Origin of the sequence: Nonomuraea sp. NPDC052265, assembly GCF_044547985.1 — a bacterium.
Lineage (GTDB): Bacteria > Actinomycetota > Actinomycetes > Streptosporangiales > Streptosporangiaceae > Nonomuraea.
In genome coordinates this window covers 165322-186634 of sequence record NZ_JBIUBJ010000006.1, presented here as the reverse complement: position 1 = coordinate 186634, position 21313 = coordinate 165322, and the positions used below count along the sequence as shown (strand labels likewise).

Below are 21313 nucleotides of genomic sequence, written 5' to 3'. Positions count from 1 at the left end.
CCGGCGTCCTTTGTCTCGCCTGCGATCGGACGGGATCACCGTCCGCCTCCCAGCATCCTTCCGGAGCGCCACAATCAACCACAAGCCCGTATTTATCGGGATTTCGGTCACGCAAAAACCGCGTGGCGGCGCGCCGCCGGTTCCGACCGGCGTACGAACACGCACCGATCACGAGCGCTCGCCGGCCGTACGCGTCGCCGCGACCCGCTCAGCGGTTGCCGAAGGGGTCGAAACGTTCGCCGGGCGCGCCGACCGGAGGCTGGGAGACCGCCACCCTCAGCAGTTCTTCGGTGGTGAACGCGTCGAAGCGGTGCTGGAGCTTGACCTCGGCGACGACGCCGGGGATGCCGAGCTCGGCCACCGCCCGGTCGAGCACCTGCTGAACACTCTCGCGTACTGCCATCGCACTGCCCTTCTGTGGCCTGTTCCGTACGTCGTCCACAGTGCCGATCTGCGCTGTTATGCCGCTTAGAACGCTCTTTTGGCCGACGTGGCATCGCTTTCGACGGCGTCGTACCCTTGGCCTTTGTGCGCATCGAGGTGCTGGGACCGGTCCGGGCCTTCACCGGCGACGGCGCGCCCATCGACGTCGGCGGCGTGATGGTGCGCGCGCTGCTGGCCAGGCTGGCACTGGCCCAGGGCGAGACCGTGCCGGTCGGCACCCTCGTCGAGGACCTGTGGGAGGAGCGCGCACGCGGGGGCACCGTCAACGCGCTGCACGGGCTGGTGCACCGGCTGCGCAGGGCGCTGGGCGAGGCCGGGGTTCTGGAGAGGGCGGCCGGCGGATACCGCCTGCACGTGCGCGCCGAGGACGTCGACGCCTGCCGTTTCGAGGAGACGGCCAGGCGCGGCGGGCGCGAGCTGGCCTCGGGCACCGCGCGGCGAGCCGGCTCGCTGCTGGAGGAGGCGCTGGCGTTGTGGCGGGGAGACGCGCTGGCCGACGTGCGCGAGGCCCCCTTCGCCGGTGCGGCGGCGCCGCGACTTGAGGAGTTGCGCGTCGCGGCCGTCGAGGACCGGTTCGAGGCGAAGCTGCGCCTGGGACGCCATGACGACGTCCTGGCCGACATGGCGGCGATGGCCACCGTCCACCCGTTGCGTGAACGGCTGGCCGGGCTGCGGATGCGCGCCTTGCACGCGGCGGGCCGCCGGTCCGACGCGCTGGCCGTGTTCGAGCAGGTCCGCGGCACGCTCGCCGAGGAACTGGGGGTCGACCCGTCCGAGAGACTGCGCGACACGCACCTGGCCGTGCTGCGAGGCGAGCTGGAGAGCCCCGAGGCGGAGCAGAGCCGGCCGGAGGCGCTGCGGGGACGGCTGCCGGCCCCGCTGACCAGCTTCGTCGGCCGGGCGGACGAGCTGAGACTGCTGGCCGGTTCGCTGGAGACCTCCCGGCTGGTCACCGTCGTGGGGCCGGGAGGCGCGGGGAAGACCCGGCTGGCCGTCGAAGCGGCGAGCCGGCATCGAGCCCATCGGCGGGGCCGCGTCTGGCTCGTCCTGCTGGCCGGGGTGAGCACGGCCGACGGGCTGCCCGAGGCGGTGCTGGGCACGCTCAGCCTCGCCGACGTCCACCCTTCCGGCACGCCCCTGGAGCGGGTGGTCAACCTGCTGGCCGGTGACGAGGGCGTGCTGGTGCTCGACAACTGCGAGCAGATCTCCGGCCTGGTCGCGGAGTTCGCCGGGCACCTGCTGGAACGCCTGCCGTACCTGACCGTCCTGGCCACGAGCCGGGAACCGCTGGAGGTGATGGGCGAGACGCTGTGCCGGCTGGGCCCGCTCGGCCTGCCGCCGGCACACGCCGACGCCGCCCAGGCCGCCGAATCGGACGCGGTGCGCCTGTTCCACGATCGCGCGACGGCCGTCCAGCCCGGCTTCGCCATGGACGCGCCGAGCACGTCCGCGGTCGTGGACATCGTGCGCCGCCTGGACGGGCTGCCCCTGGCCCTCGAACTGGCCGCCGCGCGGCTGCGGACCATGAGCGCCCAGCAGATCGCCCAGCGGCTGGACGACCGCTTCCGGCTGCTCAGCACCGGCAACCGGGCCGCCCAGCCCCGCCAGCAGACCCTCCACGCGGTCATCGAATGGAGCTGGGAGCTGCTCACCGACCAGGAACGTGTGCTCGCCCGCCGGATCTCGATCTTCCCCGGGAGAACCGGGATCGCCGCGATCGAGGCGGTCTGCTCGGACGGGACACTCCCCGCGGCCGAGGTCGCCTATCTGCTGGACTCCCTGGTCGGCAAGTCCATCGTGGAGCGGGCCGGCGACGCCTACCGGATGCTGGAGACCATCCGCGCCCATTCGGCCGACAAGCTTCGCCTCGCCGGGGAGGCCGAAACCGTCCTGCGCGGGTTCGTGCGGCACTTCGCCGAACTGGCCGGGGAGCACGAGCAACTGCTGCGCTCGCACGAACAGGCGCGGGCGCTGGCGCTGTTCCAGGCCGAATACGACAACCTGATGCTCGCCCTGCACACGGCCGTCGACACCGGCGACGCCCACGCGGCCGCCCGGCTCCTCGGCCCGCTGTACTGGTACTGGGTCGTGCTCCGCTACGACGCCCGTGCCGACGCCTACGTCGCCAGGGTCGCCGCGTTCGGCGACGCGCTGCCCTCCGACGCCAGGGCCGCGTTCACCGCGATCCACCTGGTGGCCGGCGAGGGCGGGCCGATCAGGGATCCCGAGCGCCTGCGCGCGATCATCGACGACTGCGCGCGCACGGGCGCGCTGCGGCGTCATCCGATGCTGCTGACCATCGTGCTGCCCATGGCGGCGATGATCGGGCCGGAGGAGCTGGTCGACCGGGAGATCGCCCGGGTGCGCGGCGGCTCGGACCGCTGGGCGATCGCCTGCACGCTCATGATCGAGGCCATGCGTCACCGAGAGCGAGGCGACCGGGAGAACTCCGCGACCGCGATCGCGGCGGCGCTGCGCGCGTTCGAGGAGACCGGCGACCGATGGTGGACGGCCAAGGCACTGTACGGGCTGGCGCAGATCCACGCCGCCGACGGCGAACACGAGCGGGCGATCGCCGCCTATGAGCGCACCATCGCGATCGCCGCCGATCTCGGCTCGCAGGACGAGGTCTCGGCCCGGCTCGGGCTCGCCGCCGCACGCATGCGCGCCGGCGACCTCACCGGCGCCGGGCACGACATCGACGCCGCCGAACGAGCGGCCTGGGAGCGGGGTCAGCCCATCCTGGAGATCGACGTCCTGGGCAGCAGGGCCGAGCTGTATCGCCGCCGCGGCGAGACCGAACGGGCCGGCCGGGAACTCGACCGGATGGAGACGCTCGCCCGCCGGGCCCGCGTCACCGCGGAGACGATCGCGAACCTGCTGACGCCCGCCAGGATGTCGAACCTCCTCACCGCCGGGGAAGCCGCGCCCGCGCGGGCGTTGCTGCCCGGGGCCCTCCGGGCCGCGCAGGCGACCATGGACGCCCCTTCGGCCGCGCATCTCCTGGCCCGGCTGCTGTTCCTGGAGGGCGATCCGGTCGGCGCGGCCACCGCGCTCGGGCTGAGCCAGGCCATCCGCGGCACCTTCGACCACGGCGACATCGAGCTGCGTTCCCTGGCGGACACGCTCGCGGAGCGGCTCGGCCGTACCGGCTATGACACCGCCTACCGGCAAGGCGCCGCCATGACTCCCCACGAGGCCGCCGACCGGCTGACGTGACAGCCCGGACTGGATCAGGCGCGAAAGGCGCGGGCATGATCCGGCAGCGGATCCGTTCGCCGCGCGGCATCGGCAGGTCCACGTCGTACGTGTTGTCCAGCGGTGCGCAACTTTCCCGGAAAAGTGCGCATCCAACTCGCCGTGGACATGTTGATCGAAGGCGACCCGCACCGCCTCGGACGTTACTGGCTCGCCGGACGGCTCGGCGCGGGCGGGCAGGGCGTGGTCTATGAGGCCTACGCCGAGGACGGCCGGCGGGTGGCCGTCAAGGTCCTGCACGGCGACCAGGCGCGCCAGCTCGCCAAGGAGGCGACCGCGGCCCGGCGGGTGGCGGCGTTCTGCACCGCCCCCGTCATCGAGACCGCGCTGGAGGGGCCCCGGCCGTACATCGTCAGCGAGTACGTCGAGGGCCCGAGCCTGCGCAAGGCCGTCGACGAGGGCCGCCGCTTCGGCGGCGCCGACCTGCACCGGCTCGCCACCGCGGTGGCCACCGCGCTGACCGCGATCCACGACGCCGGCGTGATCCACCGGGACCTGAAGCCCGACAACGTGCTGCTCGGCCCGGACGGCCCGCGCGTCATCGACTTCGGGATCGCCAGGACGGCCGAGATGTCGCTGACCGAGACCGGGCTGGTCACCGGCACGCCCACGTACATGGCGCCGGAGGTGTTCACCGGGCAGCGGGCGGAGATGCCCGCCGACGTGTTCGCCTGGGGCGGCATCATGCTGTACGCCGCGACCGGCGCCGACCCGTTCGAGGCCGAGAGCCTGGGCGGCGTCATGCACCGCGTGCTGTCGGCCAATCCCGACCTCGGCGCGCTGCCCGGCTCGGTGCGCTCGCTGGTGGGCGCCGCGCTGGACAAGGACCCGGCGCGGCGGCCCACCGCCAGACAGCTCCTGCTGGCCCTGGTCAGCGCCGAGGGCGGGCTCGACACCGCCCATCTGCTGGCCCAGGGCAGCGGGCAGGCGGCCGGCATGACGGGGAGCGCCGACGACCCGGGGCTCGGCACACTGGCCGAGCAGGCGTACGGGATGCTCACCCGCGACGAGCGCGAGCTGGCCGCCGAGGTCTTCCTGCGGCTGGTGACGGTCGGCGAGCGCGGCGAGCTGGCCGTACGCCACGCCGCCCTGTCGGAGCTGACCGAGGGCAGACCGGCGCCGGAGTCGGCGGCCGTGGCCCGGATCATGGACGTCTTCGGCTACCTGCTCGGCCGCGACGCCGAGGAGGTGTGGCTGTCGCGGCCCGCCCTGCCGCACGCCTGGCCGCGCTACCGCCGCTGGGTCGAGGCCAACAAGGACGGCCTGGCCGCGCACCGGGAGATCCTGACCGCCGCCAGGCGCTGGCACCAGACCGGCCGCAGGGACGGCGACCTGTTCCAGGACCAGAGCCTGGAGAGCGCGCTGCGGTGGGCCGCCACCGAGCGCAGGAACATCACCCTGTCGCCGTTCGAACGAGACTTCCTGGACGCGGGCGCCCGGCTGGCCAGGCGCAGGGCCAGGCGCAACAGGCTGGTCACCCTCAGCCTGGCCGGGCTGCTGGTGATCTCGCTGGTCGCGGGAGGGCTGGCCGTGCAGCAGAGCGTCCTGGCCGACGACCGGGCCGACGCGGTGGCGGCGCAGCGCGACCGGGCCGAGGGGGCGCGGCTGGCGCAGGTCGCGGGCACGCTGCGGTACACCGATCCGCGGGTGGCGATGCAGCTCAGCGTGGCCGCGTGGCGGCTGGCCGGGTCGGCGCAGGCGCGCTCGGCGCTGACGACGTCGCTCGCGCAACGCGAAGTGGCCGTGTTCAGAGACCCGGCGGGGGCCGGTGACACCGTCCGCGCGCTGAGCCGTGACGGCAGGATCCTGGCCAGCGTGGGCGGCGACGCGATCAGGCTGTGGGACCTGCGTACCGGCCGGCGCGCGGGCGGCGTCGCCGAGCTCGGACTGAAGGGAGAGGCTCCGGTCGCGGCCGCCCTGTCGCCGAGCGGCCGGGACCTGCTGCTCACCACGTCCAGACGGCTCGTGGTGTGGCGGCCGGGCGCCGGGCGGATCGTACGGTCCCTGCCGATGCGCCGCGACGTGCAGCTCTACGGCCGCTACGGCACCGTCGACCGCTATGTCATGACCACCTACACCGACGACGACGGCCACCGGCACGACCGCGTCTGGGATCTCGAACGCGGCACCCACAAGGCGATCGCCGACTACGACGGCGCCATGACGGCGGCGGGCGACGCGATCTACGTACGCGGCGGCGCGCGTGGCCGGGTGGAGCGGCGCGGCCTGCCGGACCTGAACCTGGAGCATGCCCAGCCGCCTGCCGCCGTGTGCGCCTGCCGGGCTCCCCTGGCCGTCACGGCCGGGGGCGGCAACCTGGTCGAGGAGACCAAGGACGACCTGGTCGCGACGCCGGTGAAGAACGTCCGCCCGCAGGACCTCACCCTGCAGACGGGCGAGACGCGGTGGAACCGCGGCGAGCTCACCGTCAGCCCCGACGGCCGGTTGTTCGCCTCGGTCACCGAGTCGCAGATCCAGGTGTGGCGGGCCTTCGACGAACACCTCACCACGGTCGCCCTGCCCACCGGCGCCGACAACGGCTCGCAGGCCGCCCAGGTGGGATTCGACGGCGCCGACATGCGCTATCTGACCGAGGACCGCGTTCTCACCGTGGATCTGGCCGACCTGCCCGTCAAGGCGGCGCCGGCGACGCCGTGGGGCCGGCCCGTACTGAGCCCCGACGCCCGCCACCTGCTCGCCGTCGCCGAGGACGGCACGATCTACGCCGGCGCCCGGCCCACAGACAAGACGAACAAGACAAACAAGGCGGGCGAGGCGGGCGACGGCGGCGGGCTGCGGCCCGTGGCGAAGGTGGCCGGTGACGACGCCGGCTCCGTCCTGGCCACCGCCTTCAGCCCGGACAGCCGCCTGGCGGGCGTGGGCGCCACCGGCAGAATCGTCGTCATCGACGTCGCCACCCGCCGCCCGCTGGCGCAGTGGCGTCCGGACCTCGGGGGCCGGCCACAGGCGACCGACCTGCTGGCCTTCGCCCCCGGCGGCACCCGGGTGGCCGCCGCGCAGTTCCGCGCCGACGGCGACGCCGACGACCGGAGGCTGGCCGTGTGGGACTGGAGGACCCACCGCCCGCTGTGGTCGACGCGGTTCACCAACATCAAGGGCGTCAGGTTCGCTCCGGACGGGCGGACCCTCGCGGTCGCCGGCGAGAAGTCGGCCGAGACGCCGGGCTACGACCTGCGGCTGCTCGACGCGGCGACGGGCAGACAGCTCGGCGCGCCGCTCGGCATGCGCGGCCAGGGATCCACCGTCATCGACTTCGCCTTCTCCCATGACGGGTCCTCGGTGGCGGTCGTGGACGGGCGCGGCCGGGTGACCGCCTTCGACGTGGCCACGCGCCGCCGGACCGGCCAGGTGGGCCAGGGCGGCGGACTCGTCGGCGACGCCGTCACGTCGCCGCGCGAGAACGTGATCGCGATCAGCGCGAAGACCGGCCGGGTCCGGCTCTTCGACCTGGCGACCGGAACGGACCTCGGCCTCCTGCGCGACGGCGACGTGGGCGGCGTGGACGCGCTGGCGTTCTCCGCCGACGGGACGGCCCTGACGACCGTCGACCGGACGGGCCTGCCGCACGAACACCCGGTGGAGCCGGGCAAGATGGCCGCGGCGATCTGCGCGCGAGCGGGCGCGCCGCTGACGCCGGCCGAATGGCGCACGTACGTGACCGGCGCCCCCTATCGCAAGGTCTGCCCGTGACCGCGTGGTCCACGAGGCGCGTCCGTCGATGCAACGTGGCACCCACGCCGGTCCGCGAGGCGTCGGGAGCCGCCTCGGTCGCGTACGGCCCCAGGCGGGCGGTGCGCGCCCCGACGTGGACCACGCCCGACACCGCCGGCCTACGCGGAGACGAGGGCGCCCAGCCCCACCACGGCCGTCATGAAGAACGCCGCATCCGTTGAGATCGCCGGCGCCCCGAGACAGACCACGCCACATCGGTGATCGCTCAACGTGTCGCGCCTCCGCACGTGCCGCACGCACTCCTGCCCGCCGCCTCGGCGACGTGCAGTTCCATCCGCGTGACGGGGCGCACCTCGAAGCCCTGAGCCCCGGCGCTCGACTGGCCGGCCTTGAGGTCCCGGCAGTCCTCGGAGGAGTGGTGGCAGTCGCCTGCGCCGGTCACCCACACCTGGGTCATGGTGCCGTCGCTTCTGGAGGCTTGCCGGGCCTGCTCTTGATGCCGATCACCGTTCAGGAACTGAGGCGCTTGCGCCCCTTGTCCGTCAACGACGCCAGGTGTACGGCTACCCCGAAGGTGGTGAAGCCGTTCCGGGCCGCGTCCGTGAACCCTGCGATCACCGCCTCTGACGAGTATTGCTTGACCAGGACGTCATAGGCCGCGAATTCGTGATCCCGGATGGCGGCGAGGACCATGTCCGTGCTCAACGAGGACTCCACGATCTCCTCCAGCAGCTCGACTCGCCCTCTACAGTCGCATCGTCTACCGAGACTTGTCACCCTCATTGCCTCGCGGAGCGCGGGATGCGAGCCAGTGGGTCGTCGCGCGCCATCGGCACTTCCCGGGCCGGCGCGCCCGTCGGGCTCAAGGACGCGCCGGGCCGGCCGACCGGCGGTTCCGGGCTCGCGCGGGTGTTTCACCAGGGCACAACGGTCGGCCAGGAGCCCCACGAAACCGCGGCGACCGTCGCCGAATCGATCGCTGTCTTATCCCACGAAGCCCCGGATGCTCTTTGGCGTCCCGCACGATTCGTGGCGCCGTGCCGGTGCCGTAGCGTCACCGTGACACTTGAGCGTTCGGAGGGCTGGCACGTTGATCGCGATCAGGGAACTCCACGAGATCGCGGAGTTCGAGCAGGTCAGTGGCCTGTTCGACGAGATCTGGCACTTCGACCCGGACAGCCGGCCGATCTCGGTCGAGCTGATGCGGGCGATGTCGCACGCGGGCAACTACGTGGCCGGCGCGTTCGACGCCGGGGGCCGCCTGGTGGGCGCGTCCGTCGGCTTCTTCGGGGCGGGCAACACGCTGCACTCCCATATCACCGGTGCGGCGGCCGGTCACGGCATCGGCTTCGAGCTGAAGCTGCACCAGCGCCGCTGGGCGCTGGCGCGCGGTATCGAGCGCATCACCTGGACCTACGATCCGCTGGTACGCAGGAACGCCCATTTCAACCTGGCCAAGCTGGGCGCCCGGCCCATGGAGTACCTGCCGAGCTTCTACGGCGTCATGGCCGACGCCATCAACCAGGGCGGCGAGTCCGACCGGGTGCTGGCCTCCTGGCCGCTGTCGGAGCCGCACGTGGCGGCCCTCGTACGGGGTGAGCCCCGGCGCCGGCCCCTCCCGGCGGACGCCGAGATCGTGCTGGCCGACGAGGACGGACGCCCGGTGTCGTGCCACAGCGACGCCCCCACCCTGCTCGTGGCGCTGCCCGAGGACATCGAGGCGATGCGCGTCACGGACCCGGGAGCCGCCAAGGCGTGGCGGCTGGCCGTGCGGGAGGTGCTGGGCGGCCTGCTCGTGGAAGGCGGCACAGTGACCGCCTTCCACGACAAGGCGTTCTACGTGGTGGAGCGGCCCAGCCTGGGCACGGCCTCCAGCAGCGACCGGGTGTAGTCGTGGGCGGGGGCGCCGACCACTTCCTCCGTCGGCCCCAGCTCGACGATGCGCCCGTGGTGCAGCACCGCCACCACGTCGGAGACGTAGCGCACCACGGCCAGGTTGTGCGAAATGAACAACATCGACAGCCCGAGCTCGTCGCGCAGCCTGCGTACGAGGTTCAGCACCGAGCCCTGGACGGACACGTCCAGGGCGCTGGTGATCTCGTCGGCGACCAGCAGGTCGGGCTCGGCGCCCAGCGCCCTGGCGATGGCCACGCGTTGCCGCATGCCGCCCGACAGCTCGCGCGGGTAGCGCCGGGCCACCTCGGGCGGCAGGGAGACGAGTGACAGCAGCCTCTCGACCGCGTCCTTGCCGCAGCCTTCGGCGATGGACGCGCCGATCTTCATCCGGGGGTCGAGCGAGGCGTAGGGGTCCTGGAAGACCATCTGGACGCGGCTGGCGCCGGTGATGGTCCCGGTGTGCGGCACCAGGCCGCTCACCGCCCTGGCCACCGACGACTTCCCCGACCCCGACTCGCCGACCAGCCCGACGATGGATCCGCTCGGGACTTCGAGGGTGATGTCGTCGACGGCGGTGAACGAGCCGAACCGCACCGTCAGATTCTCGATGATCATCAGACCTCCCAGCAGGCGACCTGGTGCGCCTTGCCGTACGACGCCAATGGGGGCAGTTCGCCGGAGCACCGGGCCGTGGCCAGCGTGCAGCGGGCGGCGAAGGCGCAGCCCTCGCCCACGTCGGCGGGGGCGGGCTGGCGGCCGGGGATGCTGGCCAGCGGCAGCGACCTGTCGGTGTCCATGTCGGGCAGCGAGTCGATGAGCGCCCGCGTGTAGGGGTGCGCGGCGCCGGTGGCCAGCCGTTCGACCGGCAGTTGCTCGACGACGCGGCCGGCGTACATGACGACGACCACGTCGCACAGCTCGCCGACGACGGCGATGTCGTGGGAGATGAACAGGGCGGCCGCGGCGGTCTCGTCGGTGACCTCGCGCAGCAGCTGAAGGATCTGCCGCTGCACCGTCACGTCGAGCGCGGTGGTGGGCTCGTCGGCGATGAGCAGCCTGGGGGTGCCCATGAGGCCCATGGCGATGACGGCGCGCTGCCGCATGCCGCCGGACAGCTCGTGCGGGTGGCGGCGCGCCACCCGGTCGGGCGCGGGCAGGCGCACGTGACCGAGCCGGTCGACAGAGCGCCGGTGGGCCTCGGCCTTGCCGGCGCCCTGGTGCACGATCGCGACCTCGGCCAGCTGCCCGCCGACCTTGAGCGCGGGGTTGAGCGAGGCCATCGGGTCCTGGAAGACCATGGCGAGGGCGGTCCCGAGCTGCTTGGGCGACATCTCGGAGATCTCCTGGCCGGCCAGCGCCAGCCTGCCCGCCGTCACCACGCCCGGGTACGGCACCAGCCCCCCGATCGCGGCCGCGGTGAGGCTCTTGCCGCTGCCGGACTCCCCGACCAGCCCGACGATCTGGCCGGGCGCGACCGTCAGCGACACCCCTCGCACCGGCGTGACGCCGCCGGGGAAGGTCACCGTCAGGTCCTTGACCTCCAGCACCGCCTCGGGATCCGGCTCGCCGGGGGCGGCCGGCGCCACGGGCGTGACCTCGCGCGTGTGCGCGGCGGTCCGGGAGGCGGCCTTGGCCAGTGTGTCGCCCAGCAGGTTGAAACCGATGCCGGCCAGCGCGACCGCCAGGGCGGGCCCCAGCGCCACCACGGGTGTGACGTAGATGCGGCCGAACCCGTCGAACAGCAGCCGCCCCCAGTCGAAGGCGGGCGGCTGCACGCCGAGGCCCAGGAACGACATCCCGGCCAGGCCCAGCAGCGCCCCGCCGAGCGCCTGGGTGAGGTTGAGGATCAGCGGCTCGGCGATGTTGGGCAGCACGTGCCTGGTCAGGACGCGCATGCGTGGCACGCCCAGCATGCGGGCGGCCAGGACGTAGTCGGCGCCGGCGACGGTCGCGGCGAGCGTCTGGGTGAGCCGGGCGAAGCCCGGGGCGATGGCCACGCCGATGCCGAGCACCGCGCCCTTGGCGCCGAGCCCGGCGATCACCGCGGTGAACATGGCCAGCAGCAGGCCGGGAAAGGCGACGAGCGCGTTGACGGCGCCGGTGACGAAGCGCGCGCCGCGCGGCGGCAGCACGGAGGGCAGCGCGCCGAGCACGGTGCCGGCGACCGCGCCGATGAGCGTGGCGGCCAGCGCGAGCAGGAGGGAGAAACGGCCGGCGACCAGGACCCTGGCCAGCAGGTCGCGTCCCAGGTTGTCGGTGCCGAGCGGATGGGCCGCCGAGGCGCCCTGCAGGATGGCGCCCGCCTCGATCTTCTCCGCCGCCTCGCCCCAGATCGGCGGGCCGATGACGGCCAGGATCACCATGAGCGTGACCAGCACGGCTCCGGCGACAGCGGCCGGGGTGCGCAAACGCATCAGTTTTCCTTGATCTTGGAGGTGGGGTCGAGCGCGCCCAGGATCAGGTCGACGGCGAGGTTCACGATGAGCACGATCGCGCCGTAGACGAGGATGACGCCCTGGGCGACGGGGTAGTCCTTCTGCGTGATCGACTCGACGATCTTCAGGCCGAGCCCCGGCCAGGCGAAGACGTACTCCACGAGCACGCTTCCGGCGATCAGCGAGGTGAGCAGCAGGCCGCCCACGGTGAGCGTCGCCGTCAGCGTGTTGGGCAGCACGTGCCGCAGGTGCAGGCGGGCGGCGGGCAGCCGTTTGGACCGGGCCAGCCGTACGTAGTCCGTGCCGAGCTCGCGCAGGGTCTCCACGCGGGAGATGCGGGCGATCATCGCGGTCGGCCCGATCGCCAGGGCCGCCACGGGCAGGACGTACGAGATCAGCCCCTCCTTGCCGGCCGGCGGGAACAGGCCGAGCCCGATGGAGAAGGCCGCCACCAGCGCGATCGAGTAGAGGAACTCGGGAACGGCGACGGCGGTGCCGGTGACGGAGCTGAAGGTGATCTCGGTGCCGCGGTTCCTGCCGTTCTCCGTGCGGATGGCCGCCCACATGCCGAGCGGCACGGCCAGCAGCAGCGCCACCCCGGTGGCCAGCAGCGCCAGGCCCAGCGTGTTGGGCAGCCGGGCGGCGATGACCTCGCCGACGGGTTCGCCCGTCAGGAACGACGTGCCGAAATCGCCGGTGAAGATGTGCCCGACGTAGGCGGCGAACTGCTCGGGCAGCGACTTGTCCAGCCCGAGCAGCTGCTTGCGGGCCTCGACCAGCTCGACCGGCGCGGCCGGGCCGAGCGAGGCCCGCACCGGGTCGCCGGGAATGAGGTGGATCATCGCGAACGACGCCACGAGCAGGACCGCCAGCGACACGACGAAGCGCACGAGGCGCCGTACGCTCACTCAGCCTCCCTGGGTGAGGCGGATCGTCGAGGGCAGAAACAGGCCGGCCACCGTCCGGAAGGTGGCGCCCTTGGTGGCGGTCAGCGTGTTGATCTCCACCACGGGCACCATGTCGGCGTTGTCGAACAGGGCCGACTCCGACGCCTCCCACTTGGCGCAGCCTTCCGCGCCGGTCAGCTTGGCGGCCCCGGCGACCAGTTCCTCGTACGTGGCGTTCTTCAGGTGGGCGAAGTTGGCGCCCTTGGGGGCGGCGGGGCCGGACAGGAAGCCGACCAGCTGCGAGGGCAGCGTGACGCCGATGGGCAGCCAGACGACGTCCCAGTCCTGGGTGGCGTTGAGCGACTCCGACAGCTTGGTGTCGATGACGCCGTTGAGCTTCACCTCGACGCCGATCTTCTTCCACGCCGACGCCATGTACTCGGCGGCGGCCACGATGCCGGGGCCCCTGGTGGTGGCGTACATGTAGCGCAGGGAGAGCTTCTTGCCGTCCTTCTCCCTGATGCCGTCGGCCCCGGTCTTCCAGCCGGCCGCGTCCAGGGCCGCGGTGGCGGCGGCCGTGTCGAAGGCGGGCACGTGACCGGTGACGGTGTCGCCCTGGCACGGGCGGGGCGGCGCCACGAGCCCGGTGGCCGGCTTGCCGGTGCCGCCCGAGGCGATGCCGCCCAGCTCCTTCATGTTGAGTGCCTGGGTCAGCGCCTTGCGGACGGCGGGGTCGTGGCCGGGCCTGTCCTCGCCCTGGTGGTAGAAGAACTGGCCGTTGCCCTCCGGCTCGATGATCTTGCCGAGGGCGGGGTTGGCCTCCAGGCGGGTCCGGTCGGGACCGAAGAAGGTGGCGGCGTTGAGCGAGCCGGCGAGCAGCAGGTTGGCCGCGGTCTGCTCGTTCGGCACCACCTTGAGCACGAAGGTCTCGGGGATGTCCTTGGCGGTACCGCCCTCGGGACCCCAGGCGTACTCCCGGCGTACCTTGAAGGTGTAGTGGTCGCCGGGGACGGCCTCGGTGAGCTGGTACGGCCCGGTGCCGGAGGTGCCGCGCGCGAGGAGCGAGCGGTCCTTGACGGCCTTGCCGCAGACGATGAACAGCAGCCGTGAACTCTCCAGGATGAAGCTGAACGGCTCGGGCGTCGACAGGGTCACGGTGCCGGCGGCCTCGTCGGCCTCGGCCTTCATGCCGGCCGGTACGAGCACCCCGTAGATGGGCGACTTGGTGGCGGGGTCGGCGATGTGGTTGACGTTCTCGGCGACGTCGGACGGGGTGAGCTTGGAGCCGTCCGAGCAGGTGACGTCCTTGCGCAGGGTGAAGGTCACGCGGTCGGGTTTGACGTCCCACTTCTCGGCCAGGGCGGGGACGGTCTTGCCGTCCGCCGAGGTGGAGACCAGGGTGTCGTAGGCCACGGACAGGACCTTGTTGGTGACCGAGAGCACGCCCATGGCGGGGTCGAGCAATCCGGGGTCAGCGGTGACGGCGGCGGTGAACGTGCCGCCCGTGACCGGCTTGCCCGTGCTGCCTGCCGTGCCTCCGCCGCTGCCGCAGGCGGCCGCTAGCAGGGCCAACGCGGCGAGCACCGCTGTCTTCTTCATGGCGACTCCAGGAGAGGGTGGGGTGGTGACCCACATTCGTCCCTCGCGGCCCGACCTTCTTCGTCGCTCGTCACAAAAAGCGGAGATGACCTCGTGCTAGCGTCCGAAGATCCGCATCTGCAGCATCACGGTGAGTCGCGCGTCGGGGTCGGACAGGTCGAGCCCGCTGATCTCGGTGAGCCGTTTGAGCCGGTAGCGGAAGGTGTTGGCGTGCACGTGGACCTTGGTGCAGGCGGCGTTGACGTCGCCGAACGCGTCGAGGTAGGCCCGCAGGGTGGGCACCAGTTCGCTGCCGTGCTCGGCGTCGTGCGCGAGCAGCCGCTCGTAGGGGCCGGTGGGGGTCTGCTCCTCGGCGGCGACCACGTCGGAGACCTGGAGCAGCAGCGACTCGAAGTGCACGGCCGTGTAGCCGGCGACCTGCCCGGCCAGGCCGCGGGCGCGCAGCACGCGCAGCGCCCGGTCGGCGTCGGCGCGGGCCCTGGCGACCTGGGAGAGGTTGGCGGCCATCCGGCCGACCCCGATGTTGGCCGCGTGCCGCGGCCCGACCCTGGCCAGGAAGGACTCGGCGACGCGTACGGCCCGCGTCTCCTCGTCGCCGCCCGAGCTCAGCGGGAGCACGGCGTAGGCGACCGAGCCGATCATCGCGGCGGCGGCCTTGGGGTGGATGGCGCCCACGTGCAGCGCCAGGGCGTCGCAGAAGCGTTGCCGGTCGTTCTCGCCGCGCGCCGGGTCGGCCGCGTCGCCGTCGGCGAGCTGGGCGGCGAGCACGCACAGCCGTTCGGTGGCGATGCCGAGCCGTCCGGCGGCGTCGGCCGCGTCGGACCCGCCGGCCAGGACCGTGGACAGCAGGTCGGCGCGCAGCCGCCGCTGGGTGTCGGCGCCGGCGCGCTCGCGCAGCAACTGCAGCGCGACGATCTTGGCGGCGTCGGCCAGGGCGCGTTCGCGCTGCGGGGGCAGCGGCTCGCGCACGGCGACCCAGATGGAGCCGAGGATCTCGTCGCCGATCCGCACGGCCACGGCCGCCCGGTTGATGCTGTCGCCGTCGAGCTCGATGTAGATGGGGTCGCGGCTCTGGTAGAGCTTCTTGAAGAAGCCGCGCTCGTCGAGCATGCGCTGGAAGCGCTCGGGCACCTGGCGGCCGAGCACGGTCTCGACCCGGCCGGGGTCGGCCTCGTCCTGCCTGCCGGAGAAGGCCAGGACCCGGGTCGACCTGTCCTCGATGGTGACGGGCGCGTCGAGCAACGCGCAGACGGCGTTGGCCAGCGAGAACAGGTCGCCCTGCGGCCCCATCTCCGGCGTGGCCAGGTCGCCCTCGGCCAGGAGGGAGCGCAGCAGCGCGGCGACCTGCGACCAGGACGCGGCCCTGGTCAGCCCGAGCACGGCGACGCCGGTCTCCAGAACCTTGCTGCGGACCTGCTCGTCGACGCCGACGGGCAGCTTGACGATGATGCCGCTGGCCTCGCGGGCGGCGTCGAGCAGGGCGCAGACGGCGGCGGCGCCCTGCACGCCGACGGCCAGCAGCAGCCCGCCCGGCGGCACGTACAGCTCGTCGAGGGGGTCGTAGATGTGCACCCCGGTGACCTCCGTGTCGAGGTCACCGGGCGAGGCGGCCACGTCGAGGACCGTGCTGCCCAGATCGAACAGGATCCGCTCCAGGCTGGCACGCGGACGGCTGTTCATCCGCTCACGATAGTCGACGTCGGCCGACATCAGCCGCGCAGGTGTTCGACGGCCAGCCGCCCCGCCTTGCCGATGGCGGCGTCCGCGGCGGGATTGCGGAAGGCCAGGTCGTCGCCGTGCAGGAACACCGCGACGGCGTACCGGCCGCCGTCGGGGTACTCCACGACGCCCGCCTCGTTGCGCACGCCCCACAGGGTTCCGGTCTTGGCCGACACCCGCACCTCGTCGGGGAAGCCCGAGGACAGGCGGTGCGGCCAGATCTGCCTGCTCATGATGTCGCGCACCTCCGCGCACGCCTCGGCGGGACCCGCCTCGTCGCGCCAGACGAGGCCGAGCAGGGTGGTGATCTCGCGGGGCGTGCCGGCCGTGGTCCGTTCCGGATCGCGTACGGCCAGCGCCCTGATCCGCTCCTTCGGGATGCCCGCCGTGTCGATGGTCCCCAGCTCCTCGACCACCGACTCGAACAGCGTCGCACAGCCGCCGATCAGACGGGTGCGCCTGAGCCCGAGTTCCTCCAGGGTGGCGTTGACGCGGTCGAGCCCCACCCGGCGCAGCAGCACGTCGGTGGCCGCGTTGTCGCTCATCGACATCATGAAGTGCGCCAGGTCGCGCAGCGTCAGCGACACGTCGTCGGCGCAGCCCGAGGTGCCGATGCCGCCGTCCTTGTCCGCCGCGGTGACGGTGAGCCGTTCGGTGCGGTCCGCCTGGCCGGCCACGGCCTGCCTGGCGTACTCCAGCAGGATCGGCAGCTTGAACACCGAGGCCAGGACGACCGGCGCGTCCGGGTGGAGTCCGGTCTCGGCGTCGCCGTCCACGTCGCGGGCGTGCACGAAGCCGCGCACGCCCGCCGTCGCGAAGATCTCCCGTGCGCCCTGCTCAAACACGCGGGACCGCGCGGCCGTTGTGCAGGTGCGTGGCGACCCCGTCCCGCACGACGAACGTGACGGTGCCGTGCCTGCCCTCCTCGGGCTGCTCGGCGATGAAGGTGTTCTCGGCGAGATGGACGTACCTGGCGGTGGTGCCCACCTGGCCCATGCCGGCCATGAACGCGCCGGGGATCAGGGCGACCTGGAGGCCCCCGTCGGCCGGCGAGACCTCGTAGGCGAGCTGGGGTCCCTCGTAGCGGCCGGTGTAGGGCGCGGGATCCACCGTCCGCGGCTGCTCCGGTGGGGAGGGCAGGTCGGGGGCGGCCAGCCCCGCTTCTCTGAGCAGCGGGAGGAGCAGGTCGTTCATGACGCCGATGAAGTTGCCGCCGTTCACGCTCATCGCGATCGCGAACGAGCCGTCGTCGGCCACCCGCCAGAACGTGCTCTGGCCCGGGGTGCCGCCGTCGTGCCCGTAGGCGCCCCAGGTGAACAGCTCGAAGCCGAGCCCCCAGTCGGCGGCCATCAGGCCGGGCACGCCCGGCACCCCGACCTGCGGGGTGCGCATCGCGGCGACGCTCTCCTGCGACAACACCCTGGTGCCGTCCTCGGCGACGCCGCCCGCGGCGAACATGCGGCCGAACCGCACCAGCTCGCGCGGGGCCAGGCACATGGTGGCCCCGGCGGGCGCGTTGGAGCGGGGCATCTGCCACCGGGGGTAGACGGCGTTGTCCGGCCCGATGTGCCCGGCCGCCGCGCGGAACAGCACGGCCTCCTCGGCCAGCAGCGCCGCCTGCGTGGCGCCGAGCGGCGTCAGCAGGTGCTCCCGCATCGCCTGCTCCCAGGTGGTGCCGCGCAGCCTGGCCACGATGGCGCCGAGCACGCAGTACCCGGCGTTGCAGTACGAGAACAGCTCGCCCGGCTCGTGCACCTTGCCCGCGCCGTGCAGGTAGGCCACGAACCTGTCGAGGCTGTCGTCGCCGCGCCCGGTGTCCTCGAACAGGTCGCCGTCGAAGCCGCCGGTGTGCGTCAGGAGCTGCCGGACGCTGATCACGGCGTCGTAGGACAGGGCGAACTCGGGCAGGTAAACCCCGATCTCCTCGTCCAGGTCGAGCAGGCCCTCCTCGGCCAGCTGCATGATCAGGGCGGCCGTCCACACCTTGGTGGCCGAGCCGACCTGGAAGACGCTGTCGGGGGTGGTCTCCACGCCGGTGCCGAGGTTGACCACGCCCGTGGCCGCCTCGTGCAACCCGCCGCCGGTCCACACGGCGATGGCCGCGCCCGGCACGTTGTGGGCCTTGGCCGCTTCGTCGAGGCGTTTCTGCAGATCCATGGGGGCTCCTCAGGCGATCTTGGGGGTGGCGCGGACACCGAGGTGCAGGTAGGACGAGCCGTCGTCGAGCTGGTAGAACACGCCCGAGACCCAGTCGGGGTCGCCCTCGCGGCGGCCGACGAAGGTGACGTCGTCCACCGCGACGAGGTCGAGATCGAACGGCTCCTGAAGGGCGGCGAGCGCGCCCGTCGCCTCGACGCGCAACCTGAGGGCGCCGTCGTGCACGCTCGCGGTCATGCGGGCGCCGACCCGCTCGTAGACGCCGGCATAGCGCTCGACGTCCACCTGCACGGGGGACTCGGGCGGGCCGAGCACCGGCGGCACGCTCAGGCCGTCGAGCTCGGCGAACAGCTCGGTGGCCACCGCGTGGGTGAAGGCGCCGCTGTGGCCGCCGTTGGCGGTCACGCACACGACGGTGCCGGTGTCGGGCACGGCCCAGAGCATGGCGTGCTGGCCGATGGTGTTGCCGCCGTGGGAGATGACGCGGTGGCCCGACCACTCGTCGAGGATCCAGCCGACGCCCCACTGCTTGCCCAGGGTGTACGGGTTGGGGATGTCGACCTGCGGCTCCCACATCGCCCGCGGGTCCTCCAGCAGGCCGCCCTCAAGGTGAGCCCGTCCGAAGGCGACCACGTCGCGCGGACGGGCGCAGATGAGGCCGGCCGGGCCGCACGAGCGCATGAGGCCCCACACCGGGGCCGCCTTGCCGCCCTCGACGTGGCCGTGCGCGGCGCGGAAGCGCAGCACGTCCTCCGGGAGCGTCCAGGTGTGGGTCAGGCCGAGCGGCTCACAGATGTGCTCGCGCAGCACCGCGTCCCAGGTCTTGCCCTCCAGCACCTCCAGGATGCGCCCGGCGATGACGAAGCCGGAGTTGCAGTACGACTGGGTGGCGCCGAGCGGATGGTTCTGCTCCAGGCCCGCACATGCCTCGACGTACTTCTCGATGCAGTCGTCGCCGCGGCCGGTGTCGAGGAACAGGTCGCCGTCGATGCCGCTGGTGTGCGACAGCAGGTGCCTGACCGTGACGGCCTTGGACACCTCGGCGTCGGCCACCCGGAAGCCGGGCAGCAGTTCGGCGACCGGGGTGTCCAGGGTCAGCCGGCCGCGCTCCACCTGCTGCATGAGCAGGGTGGCGGTCCACACCTTGGAGACCGAGCCGATCTGGAACAGCGAGTCGGGGGTCGCCTCGACGCCGGTGTCGACGTTGAGCACGCCCGCGGCGAACTCGTGCAGTTCCCCGTTGTGCAGGTAGGCGAGCGCCGCGCCCGGGACCTCGTACTTCTCGATCAGTTCGGCGAGCCGCTGACCCATTGCTCCAGCCACGTGAGGATCCTTTCGTTGTAGTCGAAGCGGTGCGAAGGACGTCCGTTGACGATGAACAGGTGCGAGCCGCCGGGATAGCGGACCAGGCGGACCGGCACCCGGCGTTCGCGCAGCGCCTCGAACCACTGCTCGGCCTGGCCGACGGGGCAGCGGTCGTCCGCGCCGCCGTGCAGGATCAGGGTCGGGGTGACGACGTTGCCGACGTTGGTGATCGGCGACTGCTCGACGAACTCCCCTCTGACCTCGTGCTTGGACAGGAAGTAGCCGAGGTCGGCGGTCCCGGCCATGCTGCGCAGGTCGACCACGACCCCGCCGGGCACGGCCGCGGCGAAGCGCCCGGTCCGGCCGGTGAGCCAGCAGGTCATGTAGCCGCCGTAGCTGTAGCCGGTGACGGCCAGCCGGGCGGGGTCGGCGACGCCCTCCTCGACCAGGACGTCGAGCGGGGTGAGGAAGTCGTCCTCGTCCGCGAGGCCCCAGGCCCCGGCCGTGGCGGTGTAGAAGGCCTCGCCGTACCCGTCGCTGGCCCGCGGGTTCACCGTCAGCACGGTCCAGCCCTGGGCGGCGAGGGCCTGGTGGTAGAGGTGGACGCCGTCGAAGACGGGCGCCCAGGCGTTGTGCGGGCCGCCGTGGATGTCCAGCAGCAGCGGGCCCGGTCCGGTGAGCGTCTCGTCGCGCAGCAGGAACGCCTCGACCGGCGTCCCGTCGGGGGCGGTGAAGGTACGGCTGCGCGGCTGGAACAGCTCGACGCCCTCGGGGGCGTGGTCGGTGAGGGCGTCCCCGTCGAGGTAGACGTCGCCGGCGCTGCGCGGGGTGGAGGCGATGTAGGCGACGCGACCGCGCGCCACGCTGAGGCCGGCCACGTTGTGACCGCCGTCGACGATCCGCTCGGCGACGCCGCCGGGCGGCAGCCGGTACAGGTGGGTGAGCCCGCGGTAACGGACGCAGAACAGCAGGTCATCGCCGTTCATGGCGGGCGTCGCCCCCGGGTAGGCGGGCGCGCCGATCATCACGTTGCGGTCGAGGCCGGTCTCGATCTCGACGAAGTCGCCCCCCTCCAGGGCGAACAGGCGGGTGTGCCCCTCGGGCACCTCCCGGTAACCGGCCACGACCCAGCGTCCGCCCAGCCACCAGACGCCCGCGCAGATCACGCCGGTCCCGCCCGCGCGTTCGAGTGCGCCGTCCTGCTTGGCCTCGACCAGGTAGAGGCCGCCGCAGATGTCCAGGTCGCGGTCGGCGTCCATGCCGGCGGTGAACGCCAGCAGGTCGCCGTCCGGGGCCCAGGCGGGCGCGCCGGCGTGGAAGTCGCCCGAGGTCACCTGCGCCGAGGCGCCGTCCTCGACGTCGACGACGAACAGGTGCGTGGTCAGGCCGTGCAGCAGCCCGGCGCCGTCGGCCTTGTACTCCAGCGTGTCGATGACGATCGGCGCGTTCTCGTCCACCTCGCCGGACGGCCCGGCGTAGGCGATGCGGGTGCCGTCGGGCGACCAGACGGGCACGCCGGCGCCGAGCGGCGCCGAGGTGAGGACGCGCGGCTCGCCGCCGTCCATGGGCAGCAGGTGGATCTGCGGCGGCCCGCCGGCCGGGCGCAGGAAGGCGAGGGTGCGGCCGTCGGGCGACCAGCGGGGGGCCGCGCCGGTCGCCAGCCTGCGCGGGGCGGCGCCGGGGGCGGCCAGCCAGATCTCGGTCACGTTGGCGTCGGACTCTCGGTCCGCGGTCGTCAGGGTGTAGGCGACCGCGGAGCCGTCAGGGCGCAACTGCGGATCACCGGGTACGGCCAGGCCGTACAGGTCGTCGAGGGAGAGGCGGCGCATGACCGAACGCTAGGCCAGGCTGCCGCGGTCCTCTTCATCGTGGACGACGAATGGCACCCGAAACGTTGTGCCCCCCGCCAAAGCTCGTGTT

15 protein-coding genes are annotated in these 21313 nt (G+C 72.9%); 3 read left to right on the top strand and 12 right to left on the bottom strand.

Annotated features, from left to right (window positions below):
- Nucleotides 1-208: 208 nt before the first annotated feature.
- Nucleotides 209-403 (bottom strand): hypothetical protein, encoded by a 195-nt coding sequence (locus ACIHAD_RS20345; protein WP_397356057.1) that lies wholly within the window; start codon nt 401-403, stop codon nt 209-211.
- A 125-nt stretch (nt 404-528) separates the two neighbouring features.
- Here ACIHAD_RS20345 and ACIHAD_RS20340 point away from each other — a divergent pair, with 125 nt between their 5' ends.
- Both ACIHAD_RS20340 and ACIHAD_RS20335 read left to right on the top strand, forming a co-directional pair.
- The gene (locus tag ACIHAD_RS20340; RefSeq protein ID WP_397356056.1) at nt 529-3663 is read left to right on the top strand and encodes an ATP-binding protein; all 3135 of its coding nucleotides are present in this window, start codon (nt 529-531) and stop codon (nt 3661-3663) included.
- 102 nt (nt 3664-3765) lie between these two features.
- Nucleotides 3766-7413 carry a serine/threonine-protein kinase gene (locus ACIHAD_RS20335; RefSeq protein ID WP_397356055.1) on the top strand — a complete coding sequence of 1216 codons (3648 nt, stop codon included), beginning with the start codon at nt 3766-3768 and terminating at the stop codon, nt 7411-7413.
- A gap of 247 nt (nt 7414-7660) precedes the next feature.
- Here ACIHAD_RS20335 and ACIHAD_RS20330 read toward each other — a convergent pair whose 3' ends face one another.
- On the bottom strand, nt 7661-7852 hold the full coding sequence (locus ACIHAD_RS20330) for a hypothetical protein (protein WP_397356054.1): 192 nt from the start codon (nt 7850-7852) through the stop codon (nt 7661-7663).
- 53 nt (nt 7853-7905) lie between these two features.
- The gene (locus ACIHAD_RS20325; protein WP_397356053.1) at nt 7906-8100 is read right to left on the bottom strand and encodes a hypothetical protein; all 195 of its coding nucleotides are present in this window, start codon (nt 8098-8100) and stop codon (nt 7906-7908) included.
- Between the two features lie 385 nt (nt 8101-8485).
- Here ACIHAD_RS20325 and ACIHAD_RS20320 point away from each other — a divergent pair, with 385 nt between their 5' ends.
- Nucleotides 8486-9286 carry a GNAT family N-acetyltransferase gene (locus tag ACIHAD_RS20320; RefSeq protein WP_397356052.1) on the top strand — a complete coding sequence of 267 codons (801 nt, stop codon included), beginning with the start codon at nt 8486-8488 and terminating at the stop codon, nt 9284-9286.
- Here the strand turns inward: ACIHAD_RS20320 and ACIHAD_RS20315 are convergent.
- The 9 genes from ACIHAD_RS20315 to ACIHAD_RS20275 all read right to left on the bottom strand — a co-directional run bounded on the left by ACIHAD_RS20315 (nt 9232) and on the right by ACIHAD_RS20275 (nt 21222).
- A complete protein-coding gene (locus ACIHAD_RS20315) occupies nt 9232-9906 on the bottom strand; it encodes an ABC transporter ATP-binding protein (RefSeq protein WP_397356051.1) in 675 nt (224 codons plus the stop codon). The genes ACIHAD_RS20320 and ACIHAD_RS20315 overlap by 55 nt on opposite strands.
- Nucleotides 9906-11705 carry a dipeptide/oligopeptide/nickel ABC transporter permease/ATP-binding protein gene (locus tag ACIHAD_RS20310; RefSeq protein WP_397356050.1) on the bottom strand — a complete coding sequence of 600 codons (1800 nt, stop codon included), beginning with the start codon at nt 11703-11705 and terminating at the stop codon, nt 9906-9908. Before ACIHAD_RS20310 ends, ACIHAD_RS20315 begins: the two co-directional genes overlap by 1 nt.
- Complete coding sequence (locus ACIHAD_RS20305) at nt 11705-12634, bottom strand: ABC transporter permease (RefSeq protein WP_397356049.1); 930 nt, start codon at nt 12632-12634, stop codon at nt 11705-11707. Before ACIHAD_RS20305 ends, ACIHAD_RS20310 begins: the two co-directional genes overlap by 1 nt.
- Complete coding sequence (locus ACIHAD_RS20300) at nt 12635-14212, bottom strand: ABC transporter substrate-binding protein (RefSeq protein ID WP_397356048.1); 1578 nt, start codon at nt 14210-14212, stop codon at nt 12635-12637.
- Nucleotides 14213-14308: 96 nt separating this feature from the next.
- The gene (locus ACIHAD_RS20295; RefSeq protein ID WP_397356047.1) at nt 14309-15892 is read right to left on the bottom strand and encodes a PucR family transcriptional regulator; all 1584 of its coding nucleotides are present in this window, start codon (nt 15890-15892) and stop codon (nt 14309-14311) included.
- Nucleotides 15893-15921: 29 nt separating this feature from the next.
- Complete coding sequence (locus ACIHAD_RS20290; RefSeq protein ID WP_397356046.1) at nt 15922-16776, bottom strand: serine hydrolase; 855 nt, start codon at nt 16774-16776, stop codon at nt 15922-15924.
- Nucleotides 16769-18088: a serine hydrolase domain-containing protein gene (locus ACIHAD_RS20285; RefSeq protein WP_397356045.1), complete on the bottom strand. Its 1320-nt coding sequence runs from the start codon at nt 18086-18088 to the stop codon at nt 16769-16771. The genes ACIHAD_RS20290 and ACIHAD_RS20285 overlap by 8 nt, the downstream gene beginning before the upstream one ends.
- Before the next feature lie 9 nt (nt 18089-18097).
- Nucleotides 18098-19411 (bottom strand): serine hydrolase domain-containing protein, encoded by a 1314-nt coding sequence (locus tag ACIHAD_RS20280; protein ID WP_397356044.1) that lies wholly within the window; start codon nt 19409-19411, stop codon nt 18098-18100.
- The gene (locus ACIHAD_RS20275; RefSeq protein ID WP_397356043.1) at nt 19375-21222 is read right to left on the bottom strand and encodes a S9 family peptidase; all 1848 of its coding nucleotides are present in this window, start codon (nt 21220-21222) and stop codon (nt 19375-19377) included. The genes ACIHAD_RS20280 and ACIHAD_RS20275 overlap by 37 nt, the downstream gene beginning before the upstream one ends.
- Nucleotides 21223-21313 lie beyond the last annotated feature (91 nt).